The organism is Phaeacidiphilus oryzae TH49, assembly GCF_000744815.1.
GTDB lineage: Bacteria > Actinomycetota > Actinomycetes > Streptomycetales > Streptomycetaceae > Phaeacidiphilus > Phaeacidiphilus oryzae.
The window spans coordinates 1200398-1223965 of record NZ_JQMQ01000005.1 but is presented as its reverse complement, the minus strand read 5'-3'; the positions used below and the strand labels follow the sequence as shown (position 1 = coordinate 1223965).

Annotated in this window: 18 protein-coding genes; 12 read left to right on the top strand and 6 right to left on the bottom strand. The window is 74.4% G+C overall.

Translation table 11 applies throughout. The features are described 5' to 3' along the window. Nucleotides 1-14 precede the first annotated feature (14 nt). Nucleotides 15-929 (top strand): alpha/beta fold hydrolase, encoded by a 915-nt coding sequence (locus BS73_RS36005; protein ID WP_084703941.1) that lies wholly within the window; start codon nucleotides 15-17, stop codon nucleotides 927-929. On the opposite strand, the gene BS73_RS09770 is transcribed toward BS73_RS36005, so the two are convergent. Then, on the bottom strand, nucleotides 815-2035 hold the full coding sequence (locus BS73_RS09770) for a PP2C family protein-serine/threonine phosphatase (RefSeq protein ID WP_063836954.1): 1221 nt from the start codon (nucleotides 2033-2035) through the stop codon (nucleotides 815-817). The two genes, BS73_RS36005 and BS73_RS09770, sit on opposite strands and share 115 nt — an antisense overlap. A gap of 201 nt (nucleotides 2036-2236) precedes the next feature. Here BS73_RS09770 and BS73_RS09765 point away from each other — a divergent pair, with 201 nt between their 5' ends. Then, nucleotides 2237-3043: an SGNH/GDSL hydrolase family protein gene (locus BS73_RS09765; RefSeq protein WP_037571129.1), complete on the top strand. Its 807-nt coding sequence runs from the start codon at nucleotides 2237-2239 to the stop codon at nucleotides 3041-3043. Between the two features lie 298 nt (nucleotides 3044-3341). Next, nucleotides 3342-6695, top strand: a complete 3354-nt coding sequence (locus tag BS73_RS34560; RefSeq protein WP_084703940.1) for an arabinofuranosidase catalytic domain-containing protein — start codon at nucleotides 3342-3344, stop codon at nucleotides 6693-6695. Nucleotides 6696-6927: 232 nt separating this feature from the next. On the opposite strand, the gene BS73_RS09755 is transcribed toward BS73_RS34560, so the two are convergent. Further along, nucleotides 6928-8772, bottom strand: coding sequence for an AMP-dependent synthetase/ligase (locus tag BS73_RS09755; RefSeq protein ID WP_037571126.1), 1845 nt, complete (start codon nucleotides 8770-8772; stop codon nucleotides 6928-6930). 329 nt (nucleotides 8773-9101) lie between these two features. On the opposite strand from BS73_RS09755, the gene BS73_RS09750 reads away from it, so the two are divergent. The 5 genes from BS73_RS09750 (at nucleotide 9102) to BS73_RS09730 (ending at nucleotide 15376) form a co-directional block, all read left to right on the top strand. Next, nucleotides 9102-10019, top strand: coding sequence for a 1-phosphofructokinase family hexose kinase (locus BS73_RS09750; protein ID WP_037571123.1), 918 nt, complete (start codon nucleotides 9102-9104; stop codon nucleotides 10017-10019). Nucleotides 10020-10241: 222 nt separating this feature from the next. After that, nucleotides 10242-13517, top strand: a complete 3276-nt coding sequence (locus BS73_RS34555) for a sensor histidine kinase (protein WP_051939759.1) — start codon at nucleotides 10242-10244, stop codon at nucleotides 13515-13517. A gap of 22 nt (nucleotides 13518-13539) precedes the next feature. Then, nucleotides 13540-13956, top strand: a complete 417-nt coding sequence (locus tag BS73_RS09740; protein ID WP_037571121.1) for a roadblock/LC7 domain-containing protein — start codon at nucleotides 13540-13542, stop codon at nucleotides 13954-13956. A 348-nt stretch (nucleotides 13957-14304) separates the two neighbouring features. Then, a complete protein-coding gene (locus tag BS73_RS09735; RefSeq protein ID WP_051941369.1) occupies nucleotides 14305-14688 on the top strand; it encodes a DUF742 domain-containing protein in 384 nt (127 codons plus the stop codon). Continuing rightward, nucleotides 14669-15376, top strand: a complete 708-nt coding sequence (locus BS73_RS09730) for a GTP-binding protein (protein ID WP_084703938.1) — start codon at nucleotides 14669-14671, stop codon at nucleotides 15374-15376. Before BS73_RS09735 ends, BS73_RS09730 begins: the two co-directional genes overlap by 20 nt. Nucleotides 15377-15407: 31 nt before the next feature. On the opposite strand, the gene BS73_RS37210 is transcribed toward BS73_RS09730, so the two are convergent. Further along, nucleotides 15408-16205, bottom strand: a complete 798-nt coding sequence (locus BS73_RS37210; protein ID WP_152617564.1) for a hypothetical protein — start codon at nucleotides 16203-16205, stop codon at nucleotides 15408-15410. Beyond that, nucleotides 16157-17269, bottom strand: coding sequence for a hypothetical protein (locus BS73_RS09725; RefSeq protein ID WP_152617563.1), 1113 nt, complete (start codon nucleotides 17267-17269; stop codon nucleotides 16157-16159). The genes BS73_RS37210 and BS73_RS09725 overlap by 49 nt, the downstream gene beginning before the upstream one ends. A 178-nt stretch (nucleotides 17270-17447) precedes the next feature. On the opposite strand from BS73_RS09725, the gene BS73_RS09720 reads away from it, so the two are divergent. Next, nucleotides 17448-18467, top strand: a complete 1020-nt coding sequence (locus BS73_RS09720) for a LacI family DNA-binding transcriptional regulator (RefSeq protein ID WP_037571114.1) — start codon at nucleotides 17448-17450, stop codon at nucleotides 18465-18467. A gap of 65 nt (nucleotides 18468-18532) precedes the next feature. Here BS73_RS09720 and BS73_RS09715 read toward each other — a convergent pair whose 3' ends face one another. Further along, on the bottom strand, nucleotides 18533-19729 hold the full coding sequence (locus BS73_RS09715; protein ID WP_037571112.1) for a fumarylacetoacetate hydrolase family protein: 1197 nt from the start codon (nucleotides 19727-19729) through the stop codon (nucleotides 18533-18535). Next, complete coding sequence (locus BS73_RS09710; RefSeq protein ID WP_051939758.1) at nucleotides 19726-20973, bottom strand: homogentisate 1,2-dioxygenase; 1248 nt, start codon at nucleotides 20971-20973, stop codon at nucleotides 19726-19728. Before BS73_RS09710 ends, BS73_RS09715 begins: the two co-directional genes overlap by 4 nt. A gap of 386 nt (nucleotides 20974-21359) precedes the next feature. Between BS73_RS09710 and BS73_RS09705 the strand changes: the two genes are divergently transcribed. The 3 genes from BS73_RS09705 to BS73_RS09695 all read left to right on the top strand — a co-directional run bounded on the left by BS73_RS09705 (nucleotide 21360) and on the right by BS73_RS09695 (nucleotide 23046). Beyond that, nucleotides 21360-21566, top strand: coding sequence for a hypothetical protein (locus BS73_RS09705; protein WP_037571111.1), 207 nt, complete (start codon nucleotides 21360-21362; stop codon nucleotides 21564-21566). Between the two features lie 301 nt (nucleotides 21567-21867). Continuing rightward, complete coding sequence (locus tag BS73_RS09700) at nucleotides 21868-22095, top strand: hypothetical protein (RefSeq protein WP_037571108.1); 228 nt, start codon at nucleotides 21868-21870, stop codon at nucleotides 22093-22095. 144 nt (nucleotides 22096-22239) lie between these two features. Further along, nucleotides 22240-23046: an HlyD family efflux transporter periplasmic adaptor subunit gene (locus BS73_RS09695; protein WP_037571106.1), complete on the top strand. Its 807-nt coding sequence runs from the start codon at nucleotides 22240-22242 to the stop codon at nucleotides 23044-23046. Nucleotides 23047-23568 lie beyond the last annotated feature (522 nt).

Here is a 23568-nt window from a genome sequence, read left to right as displayed (position 1 = left end):
GGAGGCGCGGCGGCATGAGCGAAGGCACCGGCAGGGGACAGGTGGTCTCCAAGGACGGCACCCGCATCGCGTACTCGCGGCAGGGCAGCGGGCCGCCGCTGCTGCTGGTCGACGGCGCCCTCTGCCACCGGGCCTTCGGCCCCGGCGCCGACCTGGCCCAGCGGATGGCCGCCAGGTACACGGTCTACACCTACGACCGCCGGGGGCGCGGCGAGAGCGGGGACACCCGGCCGTACGCGGTCGAGCGCGAGATCGAGGACCTCGCCGCCCTGATCGAGGAGGCCGGCGGGGAGGCCCTGGTCTACGGGATCTCCTCCGGGGCGGCCCTCGCCCTGGAGGCGGCCGGTCGGCTGCCCGGGATCACCCGCCTCGCCGTCTACGAGGCCCCGTTCGTGGTGGACGGCTCGGGGCAGCCGCTCGACGCCGACTTCCTCTCCCGGGTCCGGACGGCCGTGGACACCGGCCGCCGGGGCGACGCCGTCCGGCTCTTCCTGCGCCGGGTCGGCACGCCCGCGCCTGCCGTGGCGGTCATGCGGCTGCTCCCGGTCTGGCGGAAGCTCACCGCCGTCGCGCCGACCCTGCCGTACGACCTCGCCGTCGTGGCGCCGCACTCCACCGGCCGGCCGCTGGGGGAGGCGCCGTGGCCCGCCATCCGGATCCCGGTGCTGGTGATGGACGGCGGGAAGAGCCCGCACTGGATGCGCTCGGCGACGGCCGCGGTGGCCGCCGCCATCCCCACCGCGCGGCACCGCACCCTGCCCGGCCAGACCCACCTCCTCAAGCCGGACGCGGTGGCGCCGGCGCTCACCGGTTTCTACGCGGACGCCGGCGCGGACTCGGACGCCGGTGCGGACTCGGGTGCGGGCGCCGGCGCGGGAGCGGACGCCGGCGCCGGCGAGGGTGAGGGTGCGGACGAGGACGCCGGCTGAGCCGCCCCGAACTCGACCAGCAGCAGCGCCGAGTCGTCCGTCGGCCTGGAGCGGGTGTGCTTCCAGACGTCGGCGCGGAGCTCCCAGAGGGCCTGCTCGGGATCGGCGACGGAGAGGGGCGCCTCCGCCCGCTCCAGCAGCGGGTAGAACCGCCCGTCGCTGTCCCGCGCCTCGGAGAGGCCGTCGGTGTAGAAGAGCAGCCGCTCACCGGGGCCGAGCCGGAGGATGGTCTCGCCGGGGACGACCGCTCCGGGCGGCGCCGGGCTCGGTTCCGGCTCCCGCCCGGGGTTCGCGATGAGGTTGCCCAGGCCGAGCGGAAGGCCCGGCAGCGCGGGCGCGGCCGGCTCCAGCCGCCCATCCGCGCGCAGGACCAGCGGCTCCGGATGGCCGTGGTTGTGCAGCAGCACCCTGCCGTCCGGACCGACCTCGGCCAGCACCGCCGTCACGAAGCGCTCGCCGTCGGTGTGCCGCTCCAGCGCGAGCTCGATCCGCCGGGCCACCTCGTCCAGCCGGTCCAGGTAGGGGGCCGCCTCGCGGAACGCGGCCAGGACGACCGCGGCCCCCCGTACCGCGTCCAGGCCCTTGCCCTGGACGTCGGCCACGATGATCCGGGTCCCGGCCGGCCCGGGGACGACCTCGTAGAGGTCCCCGCCGATCCGGGCCGCGCGGGCCGCCGAGTCGTAGCCGGCGGCCAGGGTCAGCCCGGCCAGCCGGGCCGGGGGCGGGTTCAGCAGGACCTGTTCGAGGGTGGCGGCCAGGGTGCGGGCCTGGCACAGCTCCGCCTCGGTCCGCCGGCGCACGGTCGCGGCGTAGGCGCCGGCCAGGGTCACGGCGAGGATCGCGGCGAGCGCGAGGTACACCCGGGTGTGCCCGAGGAGGCCGCCGACCGCGGCCATCCACAGGCAGAGCGCGCCCGCGGTGACGCCGGCGCCGAACACCCGCCGGGGACCGCCGGAGGCGGCCGCGAGCGCGGGCCCGGCGGCGAAGACCGGCAGCAGTCCGCCCTCGGTGACCGGATACAGGTCGGCGAGGGCGAGCAGCCCCATCACCGCCCAGGGGACCGCCAGCTGGGGATCGAGGCGGCCCTTCTCGGGGGGTGGGGACATCGGTTGCCTCCGGGGCGGCGGTCGCAGAACAAAACACGCCAAGGGTAGGGAGACCCCCATACCCTCCCGTTAGGGGCGAATGTCCCGTGTTCGGGTGAGTGGGTTCACCCGAAGGCCGGAATGCGGGCGGATCCAGTGGATCGTGGGCCCCGGAACCGGGTGAGGTGGTCGACGACCGGTCGTCACCACTCGGGAGGTTCCATGCGGGTCCGGGCCCTGCTCATGGCGGTCGCCGCGGCGACCGCGCTGTCGCTCCTCGGCCCGGCCCAGGCGCCGAACGCCTCGGCGGCCGCGGCGCCGACCGGGTACGTGGCGCTGGGGGACTCCTACTCGGCGGGGGTCGGCGCCGGGGCGTACGACCCGGCGAGCGGGGCGTGCAAGCGCAGTACGAGCGCCTTCCCCGAGCTGTGGGCGGCCTCCCATCCGGGGACGCCGTTCGTCTCGGTGGCCTGCCTCGGTGCCACCACCCGCTCCGTGGAGACCGCCCAGCTGAGCGCCCTGCGTCCGAGCACCGCGCTGATCAGCCTCACCGCCGGCGGCAACGACGCGGGCTTCGCCGACACCCTGGAGAGCTGCGTCCTCCACGGGGACGCCGCCTGCGGGAAGGCGGTCACCGCTGCGGACGGCCTGATCGACCGTCAGCTGCCGGGCCGGCTGGCCGAGTTGTACCGCCGGATCCGTGCCGCCGCGCCGGCCGCGCGGGTCGTGGTCCTCGGCTACCCGCACCTCTACCAGCGGCCGGGCGACTGCCCGTTCGGCATCGCGGACGCCTCCCGGGCGGCCCTCAACACGGCCGCGGACCGCCTGGACGCGGTCATCGCCGCAGCCGCCGCCCATGCCGGCTTCCGTTACGCCGACGTCCGCCGGGCCTTCACCGGCCACGAGGTCTGCTCCTCCCAGCCCTGGCTCCACTCCGTGGCCTATCCCCTGGAGACCTCCTACCACCCCACCCGCACCGGCCAGTCCCTCGGCTACCTCCCCGTCTTCGCGGCAGCCGCCGGGGCCTGAACCCGCCGCCCCGCTCGGCCGTCCCGTCACGCGCGACGCGCTGGCGCCACCGCGTCCCTCACACATCATGTGAGAAACCTTGACGCTCCCTGCGCGCCTCCGTAGCGTGAATGATCGATGACGGAATGTTAGCGCTAACAATCGTGTGGGGCCGCCCATGGCGGTCCTCGCCGCTGCCATGCCGTCGTGCCCTCCGGGACAGCGCGGAAGGCTCGCCCCCGCCGAGCGGGGCGGGCTGGGAACAGCCGTGGTTCACCCTTCGTCAGTCGACCGAACGACGCGGGAGTTGATCTCGATCATGTTCAGACCCGGTACCACCTGGATTCGGCGCAGAGCACTCGCCGTGCTCGCGGCCGCCGTACTCGCCCTGGTGAGCTTCTCGCTCACCCTGACCTCCCCGGCCGTCGCCAGCCCGACGGCCCCCGCCCGGCCCGCGGGGCCGTGCGACATCTACGCGGCCGGCGGCACCCCGTGCGCGGCCGCCCACAGCACGACCCGGGCGCTCTACGCCCACTACAACGGGCCGCTCTACCAGGTGCGGCGACTGTCGGACGGCAGGGTCAAGAACATCGGTGTCGTCCCGCCGAGCGCGACGCCGGTGCGGGACGCCGGCGGATACGCCGACGCGGCCGCCCAGGACGCGTTCTGCGCCGACACCACCTGCCTCATCACGAAGATCTACGACCAGTCGCCCCACCACAACGACCTCACCCAGGCCCCGCGCGGGGCGTTCAGCGGACCGGCGATGGGAGGGGCCGACAACCTGCCGGTCGCCGACATGGCTCCGGTCACCGTCTCCGGGCACAAGGTCTACGGCGTCCTGATCGAGCCCGGCATGGGCCTGCGCGACGACGACACCCGGGGCATCGCCGTGGACGACCAGCCCGAGGGGATGTACTGGGTGGTCAACGGCCGTCATTACAACTCGGGTTGCTGCTTCGACTACGGCAACGCCGAGATCGACAGCCACGACGACGGCAACGGCACCATGGAGACCTCCTACTTCGGCAACGCGAATGCCTGGTACCACGGCAACGCCCCGGGGCCATGGGTCATGACCGACCAGGAGAACAACCTGGTGGGCTGCGTCAACCCGGGCAGCACCTCGAAGCTCTGCTCCGACCTGCCCAACATGACCTCGCGGTTCGTGACCGCGGTCGCCAAGGGGGAGCCGCACCACTGGGCCAGTCTCGGCGGGGACTCCCAGCAGGGCGGCCTGACCACGATGTACGACGGCCAGCGGGTCGACTCCAGCTACGACCCGATGCGCAAGCAGGGCGCCATCGTGCTGGGCAACGGCGGTGACAACAGCAACGGCTCGGCCGGCACCTTCTACGAGGGGGTGCTGACCACCGGCTACCCCAGCGACGCCACCGACCAGGCCGTCCAGGCCGACATCGTGAAGGCGCGGTACGGCGCCCAGCGGCTGGCCCTCGTCCCGGCGGGCGCCACCGGCACGCCACCCGGCGTCCAGACGTTCGCGCCCGGCGAGAGCCGGCAGGTCACTGAGACCTTCACGAACACCGCCGGCACGCCCGCTGTCGGAGTGCGGCTCGGTCTGTCCGCGCCCGCCGGCTGGAGCGCTGTCGTCGACGGAACCGAGGACGCCTCGAAGACCTTCGACTCGGTCGCGCCCGGAGCGGAGGTGAGTGCCACCTTCAAGGTCACCTCCGGTCTGACCGCCTTCAACGGCGATCTCGTCGGCAGGGCCGCCTGGACCGAGCCCACCGGAGGCGGGCGGCAGAGCGACAGGACGACCGAGCGGGTGCGCGACACCAGCCCCGTCAAGATCAACGAGTTCCGGATCGGCACCGGCACCGACCAGACCGACTCGTTCATCGAGCTCTACAACGCCGGTGACAGGCCTGTCGACCTGTCCCGCTGGACGCTGACCGAGCACCCCACCCAGCAGGCGGTCTCCTCGACGATCACCGTCCCGGCCGGAACGAGGCTCGCCGCCCACGGGCACTACCTCCTCGGCCTCTCCCCCTCCGGGCTGGCCGCGCCGGCCGCCGTCGGCGACCGCGACGTCTACCTGCGAAGCGTCACCGGGCTCAGCGTGGGCGACAAGGTCCAGATCGGCACCGGACCCAGCGCCGAGACCCGCACCATCACCGCCGTCACCGACACGGGCGCGACCGGTCCGCGCGTCGCCGGCCGGATCGGCAAGGCGCTCCGGCTCTCCGGGAACGGCGACTACGTGGCGCTGCCGAACGGCATCGTCAGCGGTCTCCACGACTACACGATCTCCACCTGGGTCAACCCCTCGGCGGACAGCACCTGGTCGCGCGTCTTCGACTTCGGCACCGGCACCACGGTGAACATGTACCTCTCCGTGGACGGCGGCGGACAGGGGCTCTGGTTCGCCATCACCCAGAGCGGCAACTCCAACGAGCAGCGGCTCGTCGGCGGCGGCCAACTGCCGTTGAACACCTGGTCGCACGTCGCCGTGACGCTCTCGGGCACCACCGGCCGCCTCTACCTCAACGGCAACCTGGTGGCGACCAACCCGGACATGACCCTGAGCCCGTCCAGCCTGGGCGTCACCGACCAGAACCGGATCGGCCGCTCGCAGTACGCCGACCCGTACCTCAGCGCCACGGTCGACGACTTCCAGATCTACGACCACGCGCTCTCGGCGGCCGACATCGCCGCGCTGGCCGGCGGGCAGGCCGGTGCCGGCAACGTGGCCTCCTACAAGTTCGACGAGGACTCCGGCCCGACCGTCGTGGACTCCTCGGGCAACGGCCGGAACGCGACCGTGCTCACCGACCCGACGAGGGCGAACGCCACCACTCCGCTCTGGCAGCCCCTGCCCGACGGTCCCCTCACCGTGCCCGCGGGCTCGACCAACGTGCCCGTCACCAGCACGACCGGGTTCACCGTCGGGCAGAAGCTGACCATCGGGTACGGCGACCACGCGGAGACCGCCACGGTGACCGCCGTCGGCACGCCGGGCAGGCAGGACTCGCTCGCGGCGGCCGCACCGGCGGGCGCGACCGACCTCAAGGTCGGCTCCACCGGCGGCATCAGCGCCGGAGACCGGATCCGCCTGGACATCGGGGCGCGGACCGAGAACGTCACCGTCACCTCCGTGGGCACCGCCGGCGCGGACGGGACCGGGCTGACCCTGGCCTCTCCGCTGAAGTTCGCCCACTCCTCGAACCTGCCGTTCAGCGACCGGGGCACGGGCGTCAGCTTCACCCCGGCCACCCGGTTCGCCCACTCCAGCAACGAGCCCGTGCAGCCGTTCGGCAGCGGGATCACCCTCGACCGCCCCCTCGCCGCCGCCCATCCGGTGGACACGCCGGTCGTCGACGGCGCCGTGACGGCCGCGGGTTACCAGGGCACGCCGGCGCCGGACCAGTGGTTCGGCGGTCCGGCGCTCTCCACCGGCGGGGGCGCCATGGTGCTGCGCGACGCCCGTGGTCTGGTCGCGGACAGCCTCGACTACGGGAGCCTCGTCGACCCGTGGCTCGCCGAGGGCTTCCAGGGGAGGACCGCCTCCGGTCAGACCAGTTGCACGGCCCCCACACCGCCCACCGGCCAGAGTACGGTCCGCTCCCCGGACGGCGCCGACACCGACAGCAACTGCACCGACTTCGTGACCTCGTCCGCCCCGAGTCCCGGTGCGACGAACCAGCCGGGGTGACGAATCGGGCGGAGCGGCCCTCGCACCGCGGGCGCACGCCCGTTGACGGCACGCCCGCGAGCGGGTGACCGGCTGGGTGTCCACCGCACGGCAGTGGGCACCCAGCGCCCCGTCCGCCCCGGACCGCTCCGGCGGTGCCGCCGAGGGTGACGCCGGGCCGACGCGCAGCGCCGGTCGTCCGCGGTGGAGTGGCTGACGCGCCGGGTGCGGTCGCCCGCGGGCCAGCCGGCGGCTAGCTCAGCGCCGGCTGGGTGTACAGCGCCTCGATGTCCGCGGCGTACAGCCGCAGGATCGCCGCCCGCCGCAGCTTCAGCGAGGGCGTCAACAGCCCCTGGTCCTCGGTGAACTCCGTGGGCAGGATCCGGAACGCCCGGATCGACTCCGCCCGCGACACCGCGGTGTTCGCCGTCACGACCACGCGCTGGATCTCCGCCTGCAGGTCCGGGTCGTTCCGCGCCTCCAGCGGGCCCAGCATCGGCTTTCCGCGGGTGCGCTGCCAATGCGCCAGCGCCTCCTGGTCCAGCGTCACCAGCGCCCCGATGAACGGCCGGTCGTCCCCGACCACCAGGCAGTGGGAGATGAGCGGATGCGCCCGCACCCGCTCCTCCAGCACCGACGGCGAGACGGACTTCCCGCCGCTGGTGACGATGATCTCCTTCTTGCGGCCGGTGATCTCCAGATAGCCGTGCTCGTCCAGCGTCCCGAGGTCCCCGGTCGCCAGCCAGCCGCCGTGCAGCGTGCGGGAGGTCGCCTCGGGCTGGTTGAGGTAGCCGGCGAAGACCTGCCCGCCGCGGACCCAGATCTCCCCGTCGTCCGCGATCCGGATCTCCGTGCCGGGAATCGGGATGCCGACGGTACCGCAGCGCATCTTGTCCGGCGGGTTGGCGCAGGCCGCCGCGGAGGTCTCGGTCAGCCCGTAGCCCTCGATCACGGTGATCCCCGCGCCCCGGAAGAAGAGGCCGAGATCCCGGCTCATCGAGGAGCCGCCGGACATCGCGTACCGGACCTTGCCGCCCAGCACCGTGCGCATCTTGTTGTAGACGAGCTTGTCCCACAGCTGGTGCTGCAGCCGCAGGGCCGCGCCCGGCCCGGAGCCCTCGCCGAACGCCTGCCGCTCCAGCGCCTCGCTGTACTTCTGCGCCGTCGCCGTGGCCCGGTCGAACGCGCCGGCCTTGCCGGACTCCTCGGCCGCCTGCCGCGCCTTGGTCAGCAGCTTCTCGAAGATGTGCGGAACGGCCAGGATGAACGTCGGCCGGAAGGACGCGATCGAGGGGATCAGCGTGGTCGCGGAGAGGCTGGGCTCGTGCCCGAGCTTGACGCCGCCGCGGAAGCAGGCGATCTCGATCATGCGCCCGAAGACGTGCGCCAGTGGCAGGAAGAGGAGGGTGGCCGGCGGCTCGGACGCCTTCTTGCTGAAGACCATGTGGTAGCGGGCGACGATGTTGTCGCACTCCGCCGCGAAGTTCCCGTGGGTGATCACGCAGCCCTTGGGGCGGCCGGTGGTGCCCGAGGTGTAGATGATGGTCGCCACGTGGTCGGGGGTGACCGCCCGCCGGTACTGCTCGATGACCGAGTCCGGTACGGCCCGGCCGTCCGCCATCAGCTGTTCGATTGCGCCGGCGTCCAGCTGCCAGATCTGGCGGAGGTTCACCGCCTCGACGACGGCGCCGACGGTCATCGCGTGGTCCTCGTGCTCGACCAGGCAGGCCACCACGCCGGAGTCGGCGAGGATCCACCGCACCTGCTCGGAGGAGGAGGTCGGGTAGACCGGGATGCCCTGGGCGCCGATCGTCCACAGCGCGTAGTCGAAGAGCGTCCACTCGTACCGGGTGCGGGACATGATGGCGACCCGGTCGCCGAATCCGATGCCCTGGTAGAGGAGACCCTTGGCGACGGCCACCACCTGGTCGCGGAACTCACGGGCGGTGACGTCCTGCCAGACGGCGTCGTCCCCCTCGCCGACCCGGCGGGAGAGCTGGACGAAGTCCGGACTTGTCTGGGCGACCTCGAAGACCGAGTCGGCAAGGCCGCCCGTGCGCAGCGGGTCCGCCAGGGGCGGTACGGAGTACTCGCGCAACCTCTTGCTCCTCGGGACACGGTGGGTGGGGTCGGCTATCGACTGAGACGGCACCGTCGACAACACGGGGAATCGAAAGTTACTCCATGGGCAGTTGTACGGACAGTCACGTTCGTGGAGGGTGTGGGGGGGTAGAGCGGCTACTGTGGTCGGGGCGACACAAGTAGACTTCTCTTTTCGGGCAACTGCCCCCTTTGTGCACCTTGTTCAACGCATGTCACACACGCGGTACGCACTGCGGCGGCGGCGAATTTCCACGCGATGTCCACCCGGGGACGTTTGCTCCGAGGGCTTGCCGGACAGACTGGCGCGATGATCCGCTGGGTGCCGTGATCCTCACCGTGACCCCCAACGCCGCCCTCGACGTCAGCTACCACCTTCCCGAACTCCGGCCGGGGGAGGAGAACCGGGTCCGCTCGGTCCGCGAGCGGGCCGGCGGGAAGGGCGTCAACGTCGCCCGCGTCCTCCACGCCCTCGGTGAGCCGGTGCTGGCGGCCGGCCTCGCCGGCGGGCTCACCGGCCGCCGCATACGGGACGAACTGGCCGCCTCCGGAGTTCCCGAGGCGCTGACCGAGGTGACCGCGGAGTCCCGGCGGACGGTGGCGGTCGTCGCCACCGAGCGCGGCGAGGCCACCGGCCTGTGGGAGCCGGGCGCCGAGGTGGCCGCGGGGGAGTGGACGCGCTTCCGGGCCGCCTACCGCGAACTGCTGGCGCGGACGAGGGCGGTGGCGCTCTGCGGTTCGCTGCCCCCGGGGGCCCCGGGCGACGCGTACGCCCAACTGGGCGCGGACGCCCGGGCGGCGGGCGTGCCGTGGCTGCTGGACGCGGACGGGGAGGCCCTGGCGGCGGGTCTCGCGGCCGGACCGGACCTGGTCAAGCCGAACGCGGCGGAGCTGCGCCGGGTCGCGGGCGACGGCGACGGCGAACTCGCCGGTGCCGAGCGGTTGTTGGCGCTCGGGGCCCGGGCGGTGGTGGTCTCGCTCGGCGCGGAGGGGATGCTGGCCGTCACCCCGGAGGGGGCGTGGCGGGCGGCGCCGCCGCGCGTCGTCCACGGCAACGCGACCGGGGCGGGGGACGCGGCCGTCGCGGCCCTCTCCCGCGGGGTCGCCCGCGGTCTCCCCTGGCAGGACCGGGTTCGCGACGCGGTCGCCCTCAGCGCCGCCGCGGTCGCCAGCCCGGTGGCCGGCGGGTACGACGCGGGCGTCTACGAGGAGTTGCGCCCCCGGGTCCGGGTGGACCCGCTGTGAGCCCGAGATGGGCGCGCGGGAAGCGGTCGCGCCGCAGTTCCGCGCGCCCCCCACGCGCGCCCGCAGCGCGCCGCCGACGGCGCTGCGCGCTCACGCGGGCCTCGAACTGTCGGTCGGCGAAGTAGTAAGCTCCAGCGCGATTGACCTCAACCGCCCCGGGGGAAACGCGCGATGAGACTGCGAACCCGCTCAATCCGGGCAAGGATCACCGCGCTGCTTCTCTTGCCCCTGCTGTCGCTGGCAGGGCTGTGGATCTACACCACGGCCGTCAACGCCCACAGCGTCTACGGCCTGATCCAGGTCGGCGACCTGTACAAGTGGATCGGCACCCCGTCCGACGCCCTCTCCCGCGATCTGCAGTCCGAGCGGCTCGCCGCCGTCCGCTTCGCCGCCGCCCCACCCTCGGCGGCCGCCGGCCCGCTGGCGGCGTACAAGAAGGCGCAGTCCGCCACCGACGGCGCTCTGGCCACGGTGCGCGCCCACGCCGCCGACGGCTCCGAGCTGAGCGGCATCAACGGCTCCGCCCGCGCGGACCTCAGGCAGGTCACCGCCCTGGGCGGGGCCCTCGACGGCCTCCGCTACGACGTGGTCCAGCACAACGCCGGCTGGGCCTCCGCCGGCGACCAGTACTCGGCCCTCCAGGACCCCTTCTTCCAGCTCCGCCTGGACCTCACCTCGGACCAGGCCGGCGAGCTCTCCCGGGAGGCCGGCAACCTGATCGAGCTCAGCCGCGCCCGCGAGTACATATCCCGCGAGCAGGCCCTCGTCGACGGAGCCCGGGAGAGCGGCCGGCTCGCCCTCGGGCAGTACCAGAGCCTCCTCACCTCGATCTCCGCACAGCATCTCCTCTTCTCCGTCCACATCCCCGAACTCCCCTCGTACGAGCAGAAGTTGTACGCGGACTACACCGCGAGCGAGGGCTACGCCCAGCTCAGCGACCTGGAGGGGGCGGTCTCCGACGCGGGCCAGGACGGCGTCGGGCGCGCGGTGCCGGCGGCCCGCTGGGACGCCGCGGCGGACTCCGTCCTCGCCTCGCTGGCCGACATCGACGGCAAGGCCACCGCCAAGGCCACCGCGCGCGGCCGGGACACGGCGGTCGCCGTCTTCGAACGGGACGCGCTGGTGGGCGTGCTGGGGCTGGCCGCGCTGATCATCTCCCTGATGCTGTCGATCCGGGCCGGCCGCCGGCTGGTGCGCGAGCTGATCTCGCTCCGCAACGCCGCCTTCGACCTGGCCAACGTCCGGCTGCCGGAGGTGATGCGCCGGCTGCGGGACGGCGAGCGGGTGAACGTCGCCGTCGAGGCGCCGCCGATCGGGATCAACTCCGGGGAGCACGGCGACCACGACGAGATCGCCCAGGTGGGACGTGCCTTCAACGCCGTCCACCGGGCCGCCGTCAGCGCCGCCGTGGACCAGGCCGAGCTGCGCCGCGGGGTCTCCTCGGTCTTCGTCAACCTCGCCCGGCGCAGCCAGGCGCTGCTCAACCGGCAGCTCACCCTGCTGGACGAGATGGAGCGCCGGGTCGCCGACCCCGAGGACCTGGAGGACCTCTTCAAGCTCGACCATCTGACCACCCGTATGCGCCGGCACGCGGACGGACTGCTGATCCTCTCCGGCTCGGCGCCGGGACGCGGCAGCCGCCGCCCGGTGCCGGTCACCGACGTGGTGCGGGCGGCCGTCGGCGAGGTCGAGGACTACACCCGGGTCGCCGTGCCCCGGCTGCCGAACACCGCGGTGCTGGGCTCGGCCGTCTCGGACATCGTCCACCTGCTGGCCGAGCTGGTGGAGAACGCCACCAGCTACTCGCCCCCGCACACCAGGGTGCGGCTGCGCGGGGAGCGGGTGGCCAACGGCTTCGTGCTGGAGATCGACGACCGCGGGCTGGGCGTCGGCGAGGAAGCGCTGCTGGAGGCCAACGACCGGCTCACCGCGGGCGGCGACTTCGACCTCGCGGACAGCGACCGGCTCGGCCTCTTCGTGGTCAGCCGGCTCGCCCAGCGGCACGGCGTCCGCGTCTCCCTGTCCGGCAACGCCTACGGCGGTACGACGGCGGTGGTGCTGCTGCCGCTGACGGTCCTCGCCGATCCGGAGACGGGCGCCCCGCTGGAGGCCTCGCCGCTGGAGGCCGGTCCCGAGCCGGAGGCCGACGCGGCCGCTGCCGCCGCCCGCTCGCGGCTGAGCCGGGAGCGGGCCGCCGAGCTCCTCCAGGAGCCGAGGCCGAGCACGGCGTCCGCCGCGATCGCCGGCCGCCGCGCGGCGGACCCCGGGCCGGCCGCGACGCCCGCGGCACCGGCCCCGGCATCGGCACCGGCATCGGCCCAGTCTTCGGCACCGGCCCAGGCGCCGGCCCAGGCCCAGGCGCCGACCCGGACACAGACCCCAACCCGGACACAGGCCCCGCCCCCTGGCGGAGCCCCGGGCCAGACCCCCGCCGCCGCCACCCCCGCCGCCGGCTCCGGCGAGCACCGTCCCGCGGCCGACTACGGCCTGATCGAGGAGGCCCCCAGCGGCCCGGTGGCCGCCGCACCGCCGACCCGCAGCGAGCTCTCCGACCTTCCGCGCCGCCGCCCCCGCACCCGTCCGGCCGCGGTCCCGCCGACCGCGCCGACGCCCGCGGACATCGACGCGCGGACGGCAGATTCGCTCGACCGCTACCCGCCGTCCCCGCTGGCACCGCAGGCACCCCCGGCGACCTCGGCGCCGCTCGCACCGGAGGGCGCTCCCACGCCCGGCCAGCCGCCGGCTCCCGCACCCGGTCCGGCCGCCGGATTCGGCACGACCGGAGCCGGCACCGGCGCCCAGACGGCAGCCGGTACCGGGGCCCAGACCGGGTCCGCGCCGGCGGCCGACCCCGGCCCCGCCCTCCTCGACGCCACCCCGCCCTCCTGGCGGGCCGGCCGTCCCGGCGCCGATGGCGCCCCTCCCGCGGCCGAGCCGCCGACCGCCCTTCCGGACAAGCTTCTTGACGGTCCGTCAGCCCCTCCTGCGACCGCCGCGGAGCCGCCCGTCCCGGCGCAGCCGCCCGTCCCGGCGGCCGATCCCGCCGACGCCGGCCCCGCCGACGCGGACGCCGCCGACATGGACCCCGCCGCGGACGCCGGCACCCTTCCGCGCCGCCGCTCGCGCCGAGGCGTGGAGCCCACCCGCCCCGAGTCGCCGAACCGCGCCTCCGCCGCCGGCCGCCACCGGGTGGGCGAGGACGCCCCCGCGCTGCCCCGCCGGGTCCGGCAGGCCAGCCTCGCGCCGCAGCTGCGGGACCGCTCCGCCGCCCCCTCGGCGGACCAGGGCGCGGCCCTCCCCGCCGCCGCGGACGTGAGCGCGAACGGCGGGACAGCGGCGGAGGACGCCGAGCGCGTCCGCACCGCCGACGAGACTTCCCCGGCCGCGCGCGAGCGCTCGCCGGAGGAGGTACGGGCCACCTTCGGCTCGTTCCAGCGTGGCCTCGCCCGCGGACGCCGAGCGTCCGACGACCAGCAGCCCGGGCGGGATGAAGAGTGACGGCCAGAAAGGGACTGCATCCATGACCTCAGCCACCCAGCAGCCGGGCGACCTCAACTGGCTGCTCGACGACCTGGTGCGGAGGGTCCCTGAGATCCGGCACGCGGTGGTGCTCTCCAGCGACGGGCTGGCGACCGGCGTCTCCGCCGGGCTCAGCCGGGAGGACTCCGAGCACCTGGCCGCCATCGCGTCCGGTTTCCACAGCCTGGCCAAGGGGGCGGGCCGGCACTTCGGTGTCGGCAACGTACGACAGACGATGATCGAGCTCGACGAGGGCTTCCTCTTCGTCACCGCGGCCGGTGACGGCAGCTGCCTCGCCGTGCTCAGCGCCGCCGAGTCCGATGTCGGCCAGGTCGCCTACGAGATGGCGCTGCTGGTCAAGCGGGTCGGTGAGCATCTCGGGACCGAAGCCAGGGCTGGACTCGCACATGGGGAGTGACGAGGCGACATGACCGGATCCGGATCCGAAGGCGAGGGGGGCCGAGCCGGCTCGGAGGAGCGCGGGGGCGGCCTTCCGATCCGTGACGGCTGGGAGGCCTGGGGCGCCCGCGGCCTGTGGACGGCCCGCGCGGAGGGCGCGTCCGAGGCCTCGGGGGGGCCGGGAACCACCGTGCCCGCCGACGGATCGCCGGACGAGGGGGAGGACCCGCGCGCCGAGTCCCCGCCCGCGGACCCCGCGGCTCCCGCCGCACCGCGCGCCGCCGCGCCCGGCCCCCAGGGGCTCCCGAGCGCCTGGAGCGTCGGCCGTGAACACGAGGGGGAGGGGGAGAACTTCGGTGCCGGCCGCCTGGTTCGGCTCTACACCCTCACCGGCGGACGCACCCGCGCCCGCGCGGAGCTCCCGGACCTGGACCTGATCGCGCAGATCACCGCGACCGAGCGCGCTCTCGCCCTGGTCGACCCGGCGGACCTGGCCGAGTCCGGCCAGTCCGCCGACACCGGCCCGGCGCACACCCCCGAGCACGAGCGCCTGCTCGACCTGGTGCGCCGCCAGCCGCTCTCGGTCGCCGAGCTGGCGGCCGAATGCGACCTGCCCGTCGGAGTCGTACGGATCCTCCTCGGCGACCTGCTGGCCGCCGAACTGGTCCGGGTGGACCGGCCGGTGGGCCGGGATCGCATGCCCGACGAGCGCCTCCTGAGGGAAGTGATCAATGGACTCCGCGCGCTCTGAACGCCGCCTCCGCCCGCTTCGCACGGCCCCCACCGCGAGCGCGGGGCCCGCCGCGAGCGCGGGGCCCGCCGCCTCGGCCGTGCGGGCCCCGTCGCCGACGTCGCCTCCGCCATCCGCGCCGTCCGCGCCGTCCGCGCCGTCCGCGCAGGTCTCGCTCAAGGTGCTGGTGGCCGGCGGCTTCGGGGTGGGGAAGACCACCCTGGTCGGCTCGGTCAGCGAGATCCGTCCGCTGCGCACCGAGGAGCGGCTGAGCGCGGCCGGCGAGCCGCTCGACGACATCAGCGGGGTCGAGCGCAAGGGCACCACCACCGTCGCGATGGACTTCGGCCGGATCGACATCCGGCCGGGCCTCTCCCTCTACCTCTTCGGGACCCCCGGCCAGGAGCGGTTCTGGTTCGCCTGGGACGAGTTGGCGGTCGGCGCGCTCGGCGCCGTGGTCCTCACCGACACCCGGCGGCTGACGGACTGCTTCGCCGCGGTGGACTACTTCGAGCAGCGCGGCATCCCGTTCGTGGTCGCCGTCAACTGCTTCGACGGCGCCAGGATCTACCCCCACCGCCAGGTGCGGGAGGCGCTCGACCTGGACCCGGAGGTCCCGGTGCTCCTCTGCGACGCCCGTTCCCGGGAGTCCGTGAAGCAGGTCCTGGTCGCCGTGGTCGAGCACGCCATGGCCACCGGCCGCGGCTGACCGGGCCGGCGGCCGCCCGGCTGACCGGTCCTCACCCCGTCGTCAGCCGGACGCTGCTGACGGTCATCGGCCGCGCCGACACCGCCCGCAGCCACAGCGGCCCGCTCCCCGACAGCCCCGCCCGGGAGGCCGGCCGTTGCAGCACGTACCGCGCCCGGGCCCCCGGCCGGAGGGTCGCCGGGCCGGACAGCACCCGCCAGTACGCCCCCAGCACGGCGGTCCTGGTCACCCCGAAGTGCGGGGAGACCGCGTGCGAGGAGCGGTTCTCCGCCACCACCACCAAGCGCCCCGGCACCGAGGCGCCCTCGACCCGGCCGGCCCGCAGACCGAGCGGCGCCGCCCGCAGACCGAGCGGCGCCGGACTGAGCACCGCCACCGCCACGCCCACCGCCGCCCCCAGCGCGAGCGCCGCGGGCACCGCAGGCGTCCACCGCGCCCACCGCCCCCACCGCGCCCACCGCCCCACCGCGCCCACCGCCCCACCGCGTCCACCGGCCCGCCCTCCCCCCGACGGCCGGAGCAGCCCCCGGGCCCGGACGAACGCCGTCGGCCCCGCCGTCGCCAGCCCGACCACCCACAGCGGCGCCGGCAGCGTGAAGTAGTTGTCCGTGGACCGCGTGGCCAGGTAGAAGGGCAGCCAGGGCAGCAGCACCGCCGCCGCGCCCAGCCGGCGCGGAGCCACCGCCAGCGCCGCGAGGAGCGCCACCAGCAGCAGGGCGGCCGCATAGCCGAACCAGTCCAGCGCCCCGCTGCCGCCCCGCAGGTAGAAGGCCAGGTCGATCAGCCCGACGCCCTTCGGCACCGCGTCCTGGGTGAGCGGACCGAGCACCCCGTGCCACCACCCGGCGGGATCCCGCACCAGGAACGGGGCCTCCACCACCAGCCAGGTCCCGGCGGCCACCGCCGTCCAGCGGAGGGTCGTCCGCCCCGCCCGGGCCCCGGCCCCGCCGTCGCCCCCGGCGCCGAGACGTCCCCCCGCCGCACCAGCCACAGCCCCAGCACCAGGAACGGCGCCAGAAACCAGGCCAGTTGCTGGGTCGAGGCGGCCAGCCCCAGACAGATGGCGCGGAGCACGGCCCGCCGCCCGAGCCCGCCGCCCGGCCGCCCGCCGGCCGGCGCCCCGGTCCGGGTCCACCAGGCCACCGCGACCACCAGGAACGGCAGCGCCATCACCACCGCGTACCCCTGCCGGGCGTAGGACCCCAGGAAGTCCAGGCCGAAGCAGAGCAGTGCCGCGGTCGGCCGCCAGCCCACCGGCAGCAGCACGAACATGGCGGCAGCGGCCAGCAGTTGGCAGCCGAACGCGACCACCGCCGCGGTCGGCAGCCCGTGGGTGAACGGCAGCGCCGCCGCCGTCAGCAGGGCGGGCAGCGGAGGGTACCCGTACGAGTCGGCGTAGCCCCCGCCCATCAGCGGGGTCGCGCCGACGCCCGGCGCGGTGGCCGGCAGCGGCCAGTGGGCGGAGGGGGAGTAGATGTCGCCGCCGTGGGCGAGGAGCACCGCCGCCTGATGGATCAGCACCCCCTCGTCCGTGCCGTACGGCAGCCCGCCCGATCCGATCGCGACCGCGAATCCCACGCAGGCCCGCAGCGCGCCGAGGACCAGCACCAGCAGGTCCACCACCGCCAGTGCCCGCCGCCCGCGCACCGCGAAGACCGCGGCCGCGAGCGCCAGCAGCACCCCGTACACCCCGGTCAGCAGGGCGCCGCGGCCCGGTGCGGCCACCGCCGACTCGGCCTGCAGCGGCCCGAGTGCCAGGAAGAGGCTGACGATCGCCAGCAGCGAGAGCCCTCGATGCCAGGTCTCCGGCGGCCGGCCGGCAGCCGCCGCGCGGTCGGCGGCGGGCGACGACGATCCGAGTAAGCGTGCGGCAGCGCTCGACAACGGCGGCATCCTGCGCCCCCTCCTCCTGCTCCTGCGGCGACGATTCTCGGGCCTTTCGGTGGCCTGCGCCCCTTTCCTCCCGGAAGCTACCCCTTCCCTTCGGTGAACTCCCGGCGCCGCGCGGTCGGACGGCACGCGTCCGCTTACGGCCCCGGACGACCGGGCGACCAGCCGGTAGGATCCCGGCGTGGCGGCGACCTTGGCGGATGTGGCGGCGCGTGCGGGGGTCTCCTCGGCGACCGTGTCGCGAGTCCTGAACGGCAACTATCCGGTGGCGGAGCGCACCCGGGAGCGGGTGCTCGCGGCGGTGACCGAGCTTCACTACGTGGTGAACGCCCATGCGCGGGCGCTCGCGGCGAGCCGCTCCGACGTCATCGGCGTCGTGGTGAACGACATCTCCGACCCCTACTTCGGCACGATGGCGGACGCCGTCCAGGGCGAGGCCGCCGCCGCGGACCTGCTGGCCCTGATCTGCTCCACGGCCGGCTCGCCGGAGGAGGAGCTGCGGTACGTCCGGCTCCTGCTGCGCCAGCGCGTCCGCTCCATCGTGCTGACCGGCGGCCGCCGCGAGGACCCCGGCTACCTCGCGGAGCTGACCGCCCTCCTCCGGCAGGCCGCGGACGGGGACACCGACGTCGTCCTCTGCGGCCGCCCGCCCCTCCCCGGCACCCACGCCGTGGCCCTGCAGTTCGACGACCGGTACGGGGTGGCCGAGTTGACCCGCCATCTCCTCGACGCCGGCCACCGCCGGGTGGCCTGCATCGAGGGCCCCGAGCGCAACTCCACGGCGGCGGCGCGGCTGGCCGGCTACCGGGAGGCGATGGGCGGACTGGCGACGCGGGTGCTCCCCGGCGGCTTCGACCGCGAGTCCGGCTACCGCGCCGCCCGCGCACTCCTCGCGGAGCCGGCCGGGGAGCGCCCCACCGCGATCGTCGCCGCCAACGACCTGGCGGCGCTGGGTGTCCTCGCCGCCGCCCGCGAGTCCGGTGTCCGGGTCCCGCAGGACCTGTCCGTCGCCGGCTACGACGACATCCCCTTCGCGGCCGACGCCTACCCCGCCCTCACCACCGTCTACGTCCCGCTGACCGAAGCCGGCACCCGGGCCGGCCGCCTGGCCACCGCGCGAGACCCCCGCCCGCCGTCCGGCGAGATCCTCCTCCGCCCCCGCCTTGTGCCCCGCGACTCGGTGGCTCCGCCCCTCCTGTGACCTTCCGGCTCGCGGGCCCGGGGCAGGGCAGGGGCGAGGGCAGGGGCGGAATGACCGACCGGGCGTCAGCCCTCCGCCGCCCGCACCCGCCCGCTCACCTCGCCCAGGGACAGCCGCGCGCCCCCGGGCCCCCGCGCACTCCCACCCAGCGTGATGACGTCCCCGTCGGCCAGATACCCCCATCGCTCCCGGCCGGCCCCCGTCCGCACCGGCACCTCCCCGTTCCGGGTCATCTCCAGCAGGCACCCCTGCCGCTCCGGCCCCTCCCCGGAGACCGTCCCCGACCCGAAGAGATCCCCGGTCCGCACCGCCGCCCCGCCCACGGTGAGATGCGCCAGCATCTGCGCGGCGGACCAGTACATCCCCCCGTACCGGGGCCGGGAGAGCAGCTCCCCGTTCAGTCGCACCTCGAGCTCCACGTCCAGCCCCGCCGGCTGCTCCTCCTTCAGATAGTCGACCGGCTCCGGCTCCTGCCGCGGCCCCGCCACCCGCGCCTCCTCCAGCGCGGCCATCGGCACCACCCACGGCGAGATGGAGGTGGCGAAGGACTTCCCCAGGAACGGACCCAGCGGCCGGTACTCCCACGCCTGGATGTCCCGCGCGCTCCAGTCGTTGAGCAGCACCACCCCGAACACGTGCTCCGCGAACGCGCCCGTCCCCACCGGCACCCCAGGCCGGGACGGCGCCCCGACCACGAAGCCGACCTCCGCCTCGAAGTCCAGCCGCTCGGTGGGCCCGACCACCCCCGGCCCCAACTGCCCGCGCGGGCGCCGCACCTCGGTCCCGGAGACCACCACCGTCCCGGCCCGCCCGTGGTACGCCACCGGCATCCGCCGCCAGTTCGGCAGCAGCGGCGGCTCGCCGGGACGGAGGATCCGTCCGGCGTTCTCGGCGTGCTCCCGGCAGGCGTAGAAGTCCGCGAAGTCGGCGACCTCGATCGGCAGCAGCATCCGCACCCGGTCCACCGGGTAGAGGTTCCGCTCCGCGTGCGCCCGGCGCTCGTCGGTGCTCAGCACCCGCACCAACTCCCGCCGCAGGTACGCCCATTCACCCGGCCCCCGGCGCAGGAACCGGTTCAGCGAGCCGTGGGCGAGGTCCGCGCCCAGCGGCAGCCCGGCCCACAGCGCCGCCACGTCCAGCACGAAGTCCCCGATCCGCGTACCGACCCGCGGCCGGTCGTCCTCCCCGGGCGGGGTGAACACCCCCAGCGGCAGGTTCTCCAGCCCGAACCCGGATCCCTCCTCGACCGGCACCCAGGTCACTCGGCCCCACCGCCGCCCGCCGCGGGCCCGATCGGACCCTGCGGCCCGCGTCCGCTCCAGCTCCAGGCGTACCGCCCGTCGTCGCACTCGCCGGCCGCCTCGCCCAGCTCCAGTGGGCGGAAGGTGTCCACCATCACGGCCAGCTCGTCGAAGAAGTGCACCCCGACGGAGCGTTCGTAGGCCCCTGGCTGCGGCCCGTGGGTGTGCCCGCCCGGATGCAGCGAGACGGACCCCTGCCCGATCCCCGACCCCTTCCGCGCCGAGTAGTCCCCGCCGCAGTAGAAGAGCACCTCGTCGCTGTCCACGTTGGAGTGGTAGTAGGGGACCGGGATGGAGTCGGGGTGGTAGTCGACCTTCCGCGGCACGAAGTTGCAGACCACCAGTCCCTGGGCCTCGAAGACCTGGTGCTGCGGCGGCGGTTGGTGCACCCGCCCGGTCAGCGGCTCGAAGTCGGAGATGTTCAGCGCGTACGGGTAGAGGCAGCCGTCCCACCCCACCACGTCGAAGGGGTGGTGGGGCACGCTCAGCACCGAACCCCCGACCCCGCCCGCGACCCTGTGCTTCACGTACACCTCGACGTCGCCCTCCTCGGACGACCGCAGCAGCGGCCCCTCCGGCCCGCGCAGATCCCGCTCGCAGTACGGCGCGTGCTCCAGGAACTGCCCGAACCGCGAGAGGTACCGCCGGGCCGGCGAGATATGGCTGTTGGCCTCGACGAAGAAGAGCCGCAGCGGCTCGCCGCCCCGCGGCACCCAGCGGTGGGTGGTGGCCCGCGGCAGCAGCAGGTAGTCGCCCGGGCCGGCCTCGATCGTCCCGAAGACGGTCTCCAGCAGCCCGGCTCCGGACTCCACATACGCCAACTCGTCGCCCAGGGCGTTGCGGTAGAGCGGTGAGGGCAGCCCGGCAGCGGCGTAGCCCAGCCGCACGTCGGCGTTGCCGAGGACCGTCCGCCGATCCCGGACGGCGTCCGCCTGCCGCCAGGCCTCGCCGCGGAAGAGCTGGTGCAGCCGCAGGTGGTACGGCTTCAGGGGATGGTTGGGCTCGGTCTTGGCCGCGGCGGACGGCAGCGGCCAGACGCGGCTGTCCGTCATCGCCGAGGGCAGGGAGCGGTGGTAGAGGAGCGAGGAGTCCGAGGCGAAGCCCTCCTCGCCCATCAACTCCTCGTAGTAGAGCCGCCCCTGCTCGTCCCGATGCTGGGTGTGCCGCTTGTGCGGCACCGATCCGGTGATCCGGTAGTACGCCACTCCGCCATGACAGCCAGGCCCCCGCGCCAAGTCAAGCAACGCGCCCTCGGGGTCACCGTAACGCTGAATACATAAACTGCTACGCTGCGTTCCCGATCGCCCTGTCCCGAGATTATCGACGCGAGTTCTCCACAGCTTGACCATGGTGTGGCGAAACTTCCACAAAAAACCGCGAGCCGTTGCCGGAAAAGGGTTGCGGATCTTCCTTAAGGCACCCTTAAGATGATCATGTGAAGAACCGTCACAAAAGGTCGACGTGCCCGAATTGAACCTTCACCTCGAAGCGTCCGGTTCAGGTGGACTCGATCATCGGCGAAATGCTTGGATCCTGCGGGAACATCTTCTCGTTCCTGTAATACCCAGAGCTATGAAGGGATACGCAGCGCATGCGTGACCAGATCGAGACCCGCGAGATCTCCGACGCCGACCTGGACGCCGTTGCCGGCGGGCTCGGCCCGGTGACCTCCACTGTCGCCACTCTCGCCAACACCGCTGAGGGCGCCCTGCCGCAGCCGCTCTCCGGCCTGGTGGGCACCGTCACCGGCACCGTGCTCGGTGCGGCCGCCCCGGTCACCGACATCGTCGGCCTCTGATCCAGCTCCTTCCCCCGGAGCTCCCCGCGGGCACCTGACGAGGAGCCGCCGCGGCCGGCGCGGACCGGCCGAGGGCGGTGAAGAGACGTCGGGAAAAAGGTGAACGCCACGCCGACCCGAGGCGCTTGCGGTAAGAAAGCAAGAATTCCGCCTCCGGTTGGCCAGGGGTATTCTCCGTTGCCCGTGACCTGCAACTGGACGGCCGTAGTCCGTGCGTGGTTTGATCTCGCAACCGGATTCGGCCGTGCTTTTGCATAACCGTCCGCTAACCCCCGGAAACACTGAGAAGGGAAACGCACTCATGCGTGACCACATCGAGACCGCCGAGCTGAACGACGCCGAGCTGGACGCCGTTGCCGGTGGCGCCGCCACCGCCAACGTGAACCTGCCGGGCGTCAACGTCCACGTCGGCAGCGTGCAGGACCTGGAGCAGGCCGGCTTCGCCCAGCTGGGCCAGGCCCTCTCGACCGCCGCTGGTAACGTCGCGGGCATCGTTCCCGCGGGCGTTCTGCCGGCGAACCTGATCTGAACCGCCTGATCTGCATGATCGGTGGTCGGCGGCTCGGATCTGTCTGAGCCGACCACGCCAACGGCCCTCGGAACGCTCGTAGTTCGCGTTCCGGGGGCTGTGCGTTGCCCGCGCGCTGCCCGCCGAAGGAAAGAGAAAACCCCTATGGAGTTCCGGCAGAAGGCGCTGGCCAAGCTCCAGTCGCCGGAGGAACTGGACATCCCCGTCCGGTTCGCCCGGCCGCAGGGCGCGCTGGTGCTCGCGGTCACCGTGCTCGCCGTCGCCGCGGCGGCGTTCTGGGCCGTCACCGGAACCGTCACCACCCATCTCTCCGCCCCGGGCGTCCTCAGCCACCCGGAGGGCAGCTACCTCCTGCAGAGCCCGTACGCCGGCCAGGTCACCCAGGTGCTGGTGAACAGCGGCCAGACGGTCAGGGCGGACCAGCCGGTCGCGCAGATCCGGGTCGGCGACGCGGTGCGCACCGTGCGCGCGGTCTCGGCCGGCCAGGTCACCGCGGTCAGCGCGCAGCCCGGCTCGGTGGTCGCCACCGGCGCCGACCTCGCCACCGTCCAGCGGATCGCCAGGGCGGGCGAGCCGCTGATCGCCATGGTGTACGCCCCGGCGGCCAAGGCCTCCGGGATCAGCGCGGGCCAGTCCGTCGACCTCACCGTGCAGACCGTGCCCACCCAGCAGTACGGCGTACTGCGCGGCAAGGTGCTCGCGGTGGCCCGCGCACCGCAGACCAGGCAGCAGATCACCGACTTCCTCGGCGACCCGGCGCTGGCCGGGCAGTACACCCAGGACGGGCAGCCGCTCGCGGTGGTGGTGGAGCTGGACCGCGACCCGGGCAGCAGGTCCGGCTACCGCTGGTCCCGCGAGCCCGGCCCGCCGTACCCGATCGACAGCACGACCCAGGTGTCCGCGTCGATCCAGCTCAGCTCCCAGCACCCGATCGATTGGCTCCTCCCGTGACGGCCCCCGACCGCCGCAACCCGGACCGCCCCGCGCCCTCCGAGGAGCCCGCCGGCTACGGCGACTACTCCGCCTACGCGGCGGCGTACGACACCGCGGACCCCGCCGAACTCTCCGGCCCCGCCACGGGCCCCACCCCCCGGGTCCCCGCCCAGCCCCCGGCCCCGGAGGGCTACGGCACCCCGGCACCGTCCGGCTACGGGACGCAGCCCACGGGCTACCCGCAGCCGCAGGAGTACGCGCGGCCGCAGGAGCAGGAGTACACGCAGCCGCAGGAGTACGCGCAGTCGCAGCCGCAGGCCTACGCGCAGCCGCCCGCGTATCCGCAGCAGCCGCAGGTCTACACGCAGCCGCAGGACTACCCCCAGCCCCAGGAAAGCCCGGCCTCGCCCGGCCGCGGCGAGGCGTACCCCGCACCCGCGCCCGCACCCGGCCCCGACGCCCCTCTCGGCCCCATATCCGGCCCCGGCCGCAGCCATCGCCCGGCGCCCGCCCGCAGCACCCCCGAGAGCCCCGAGAGCC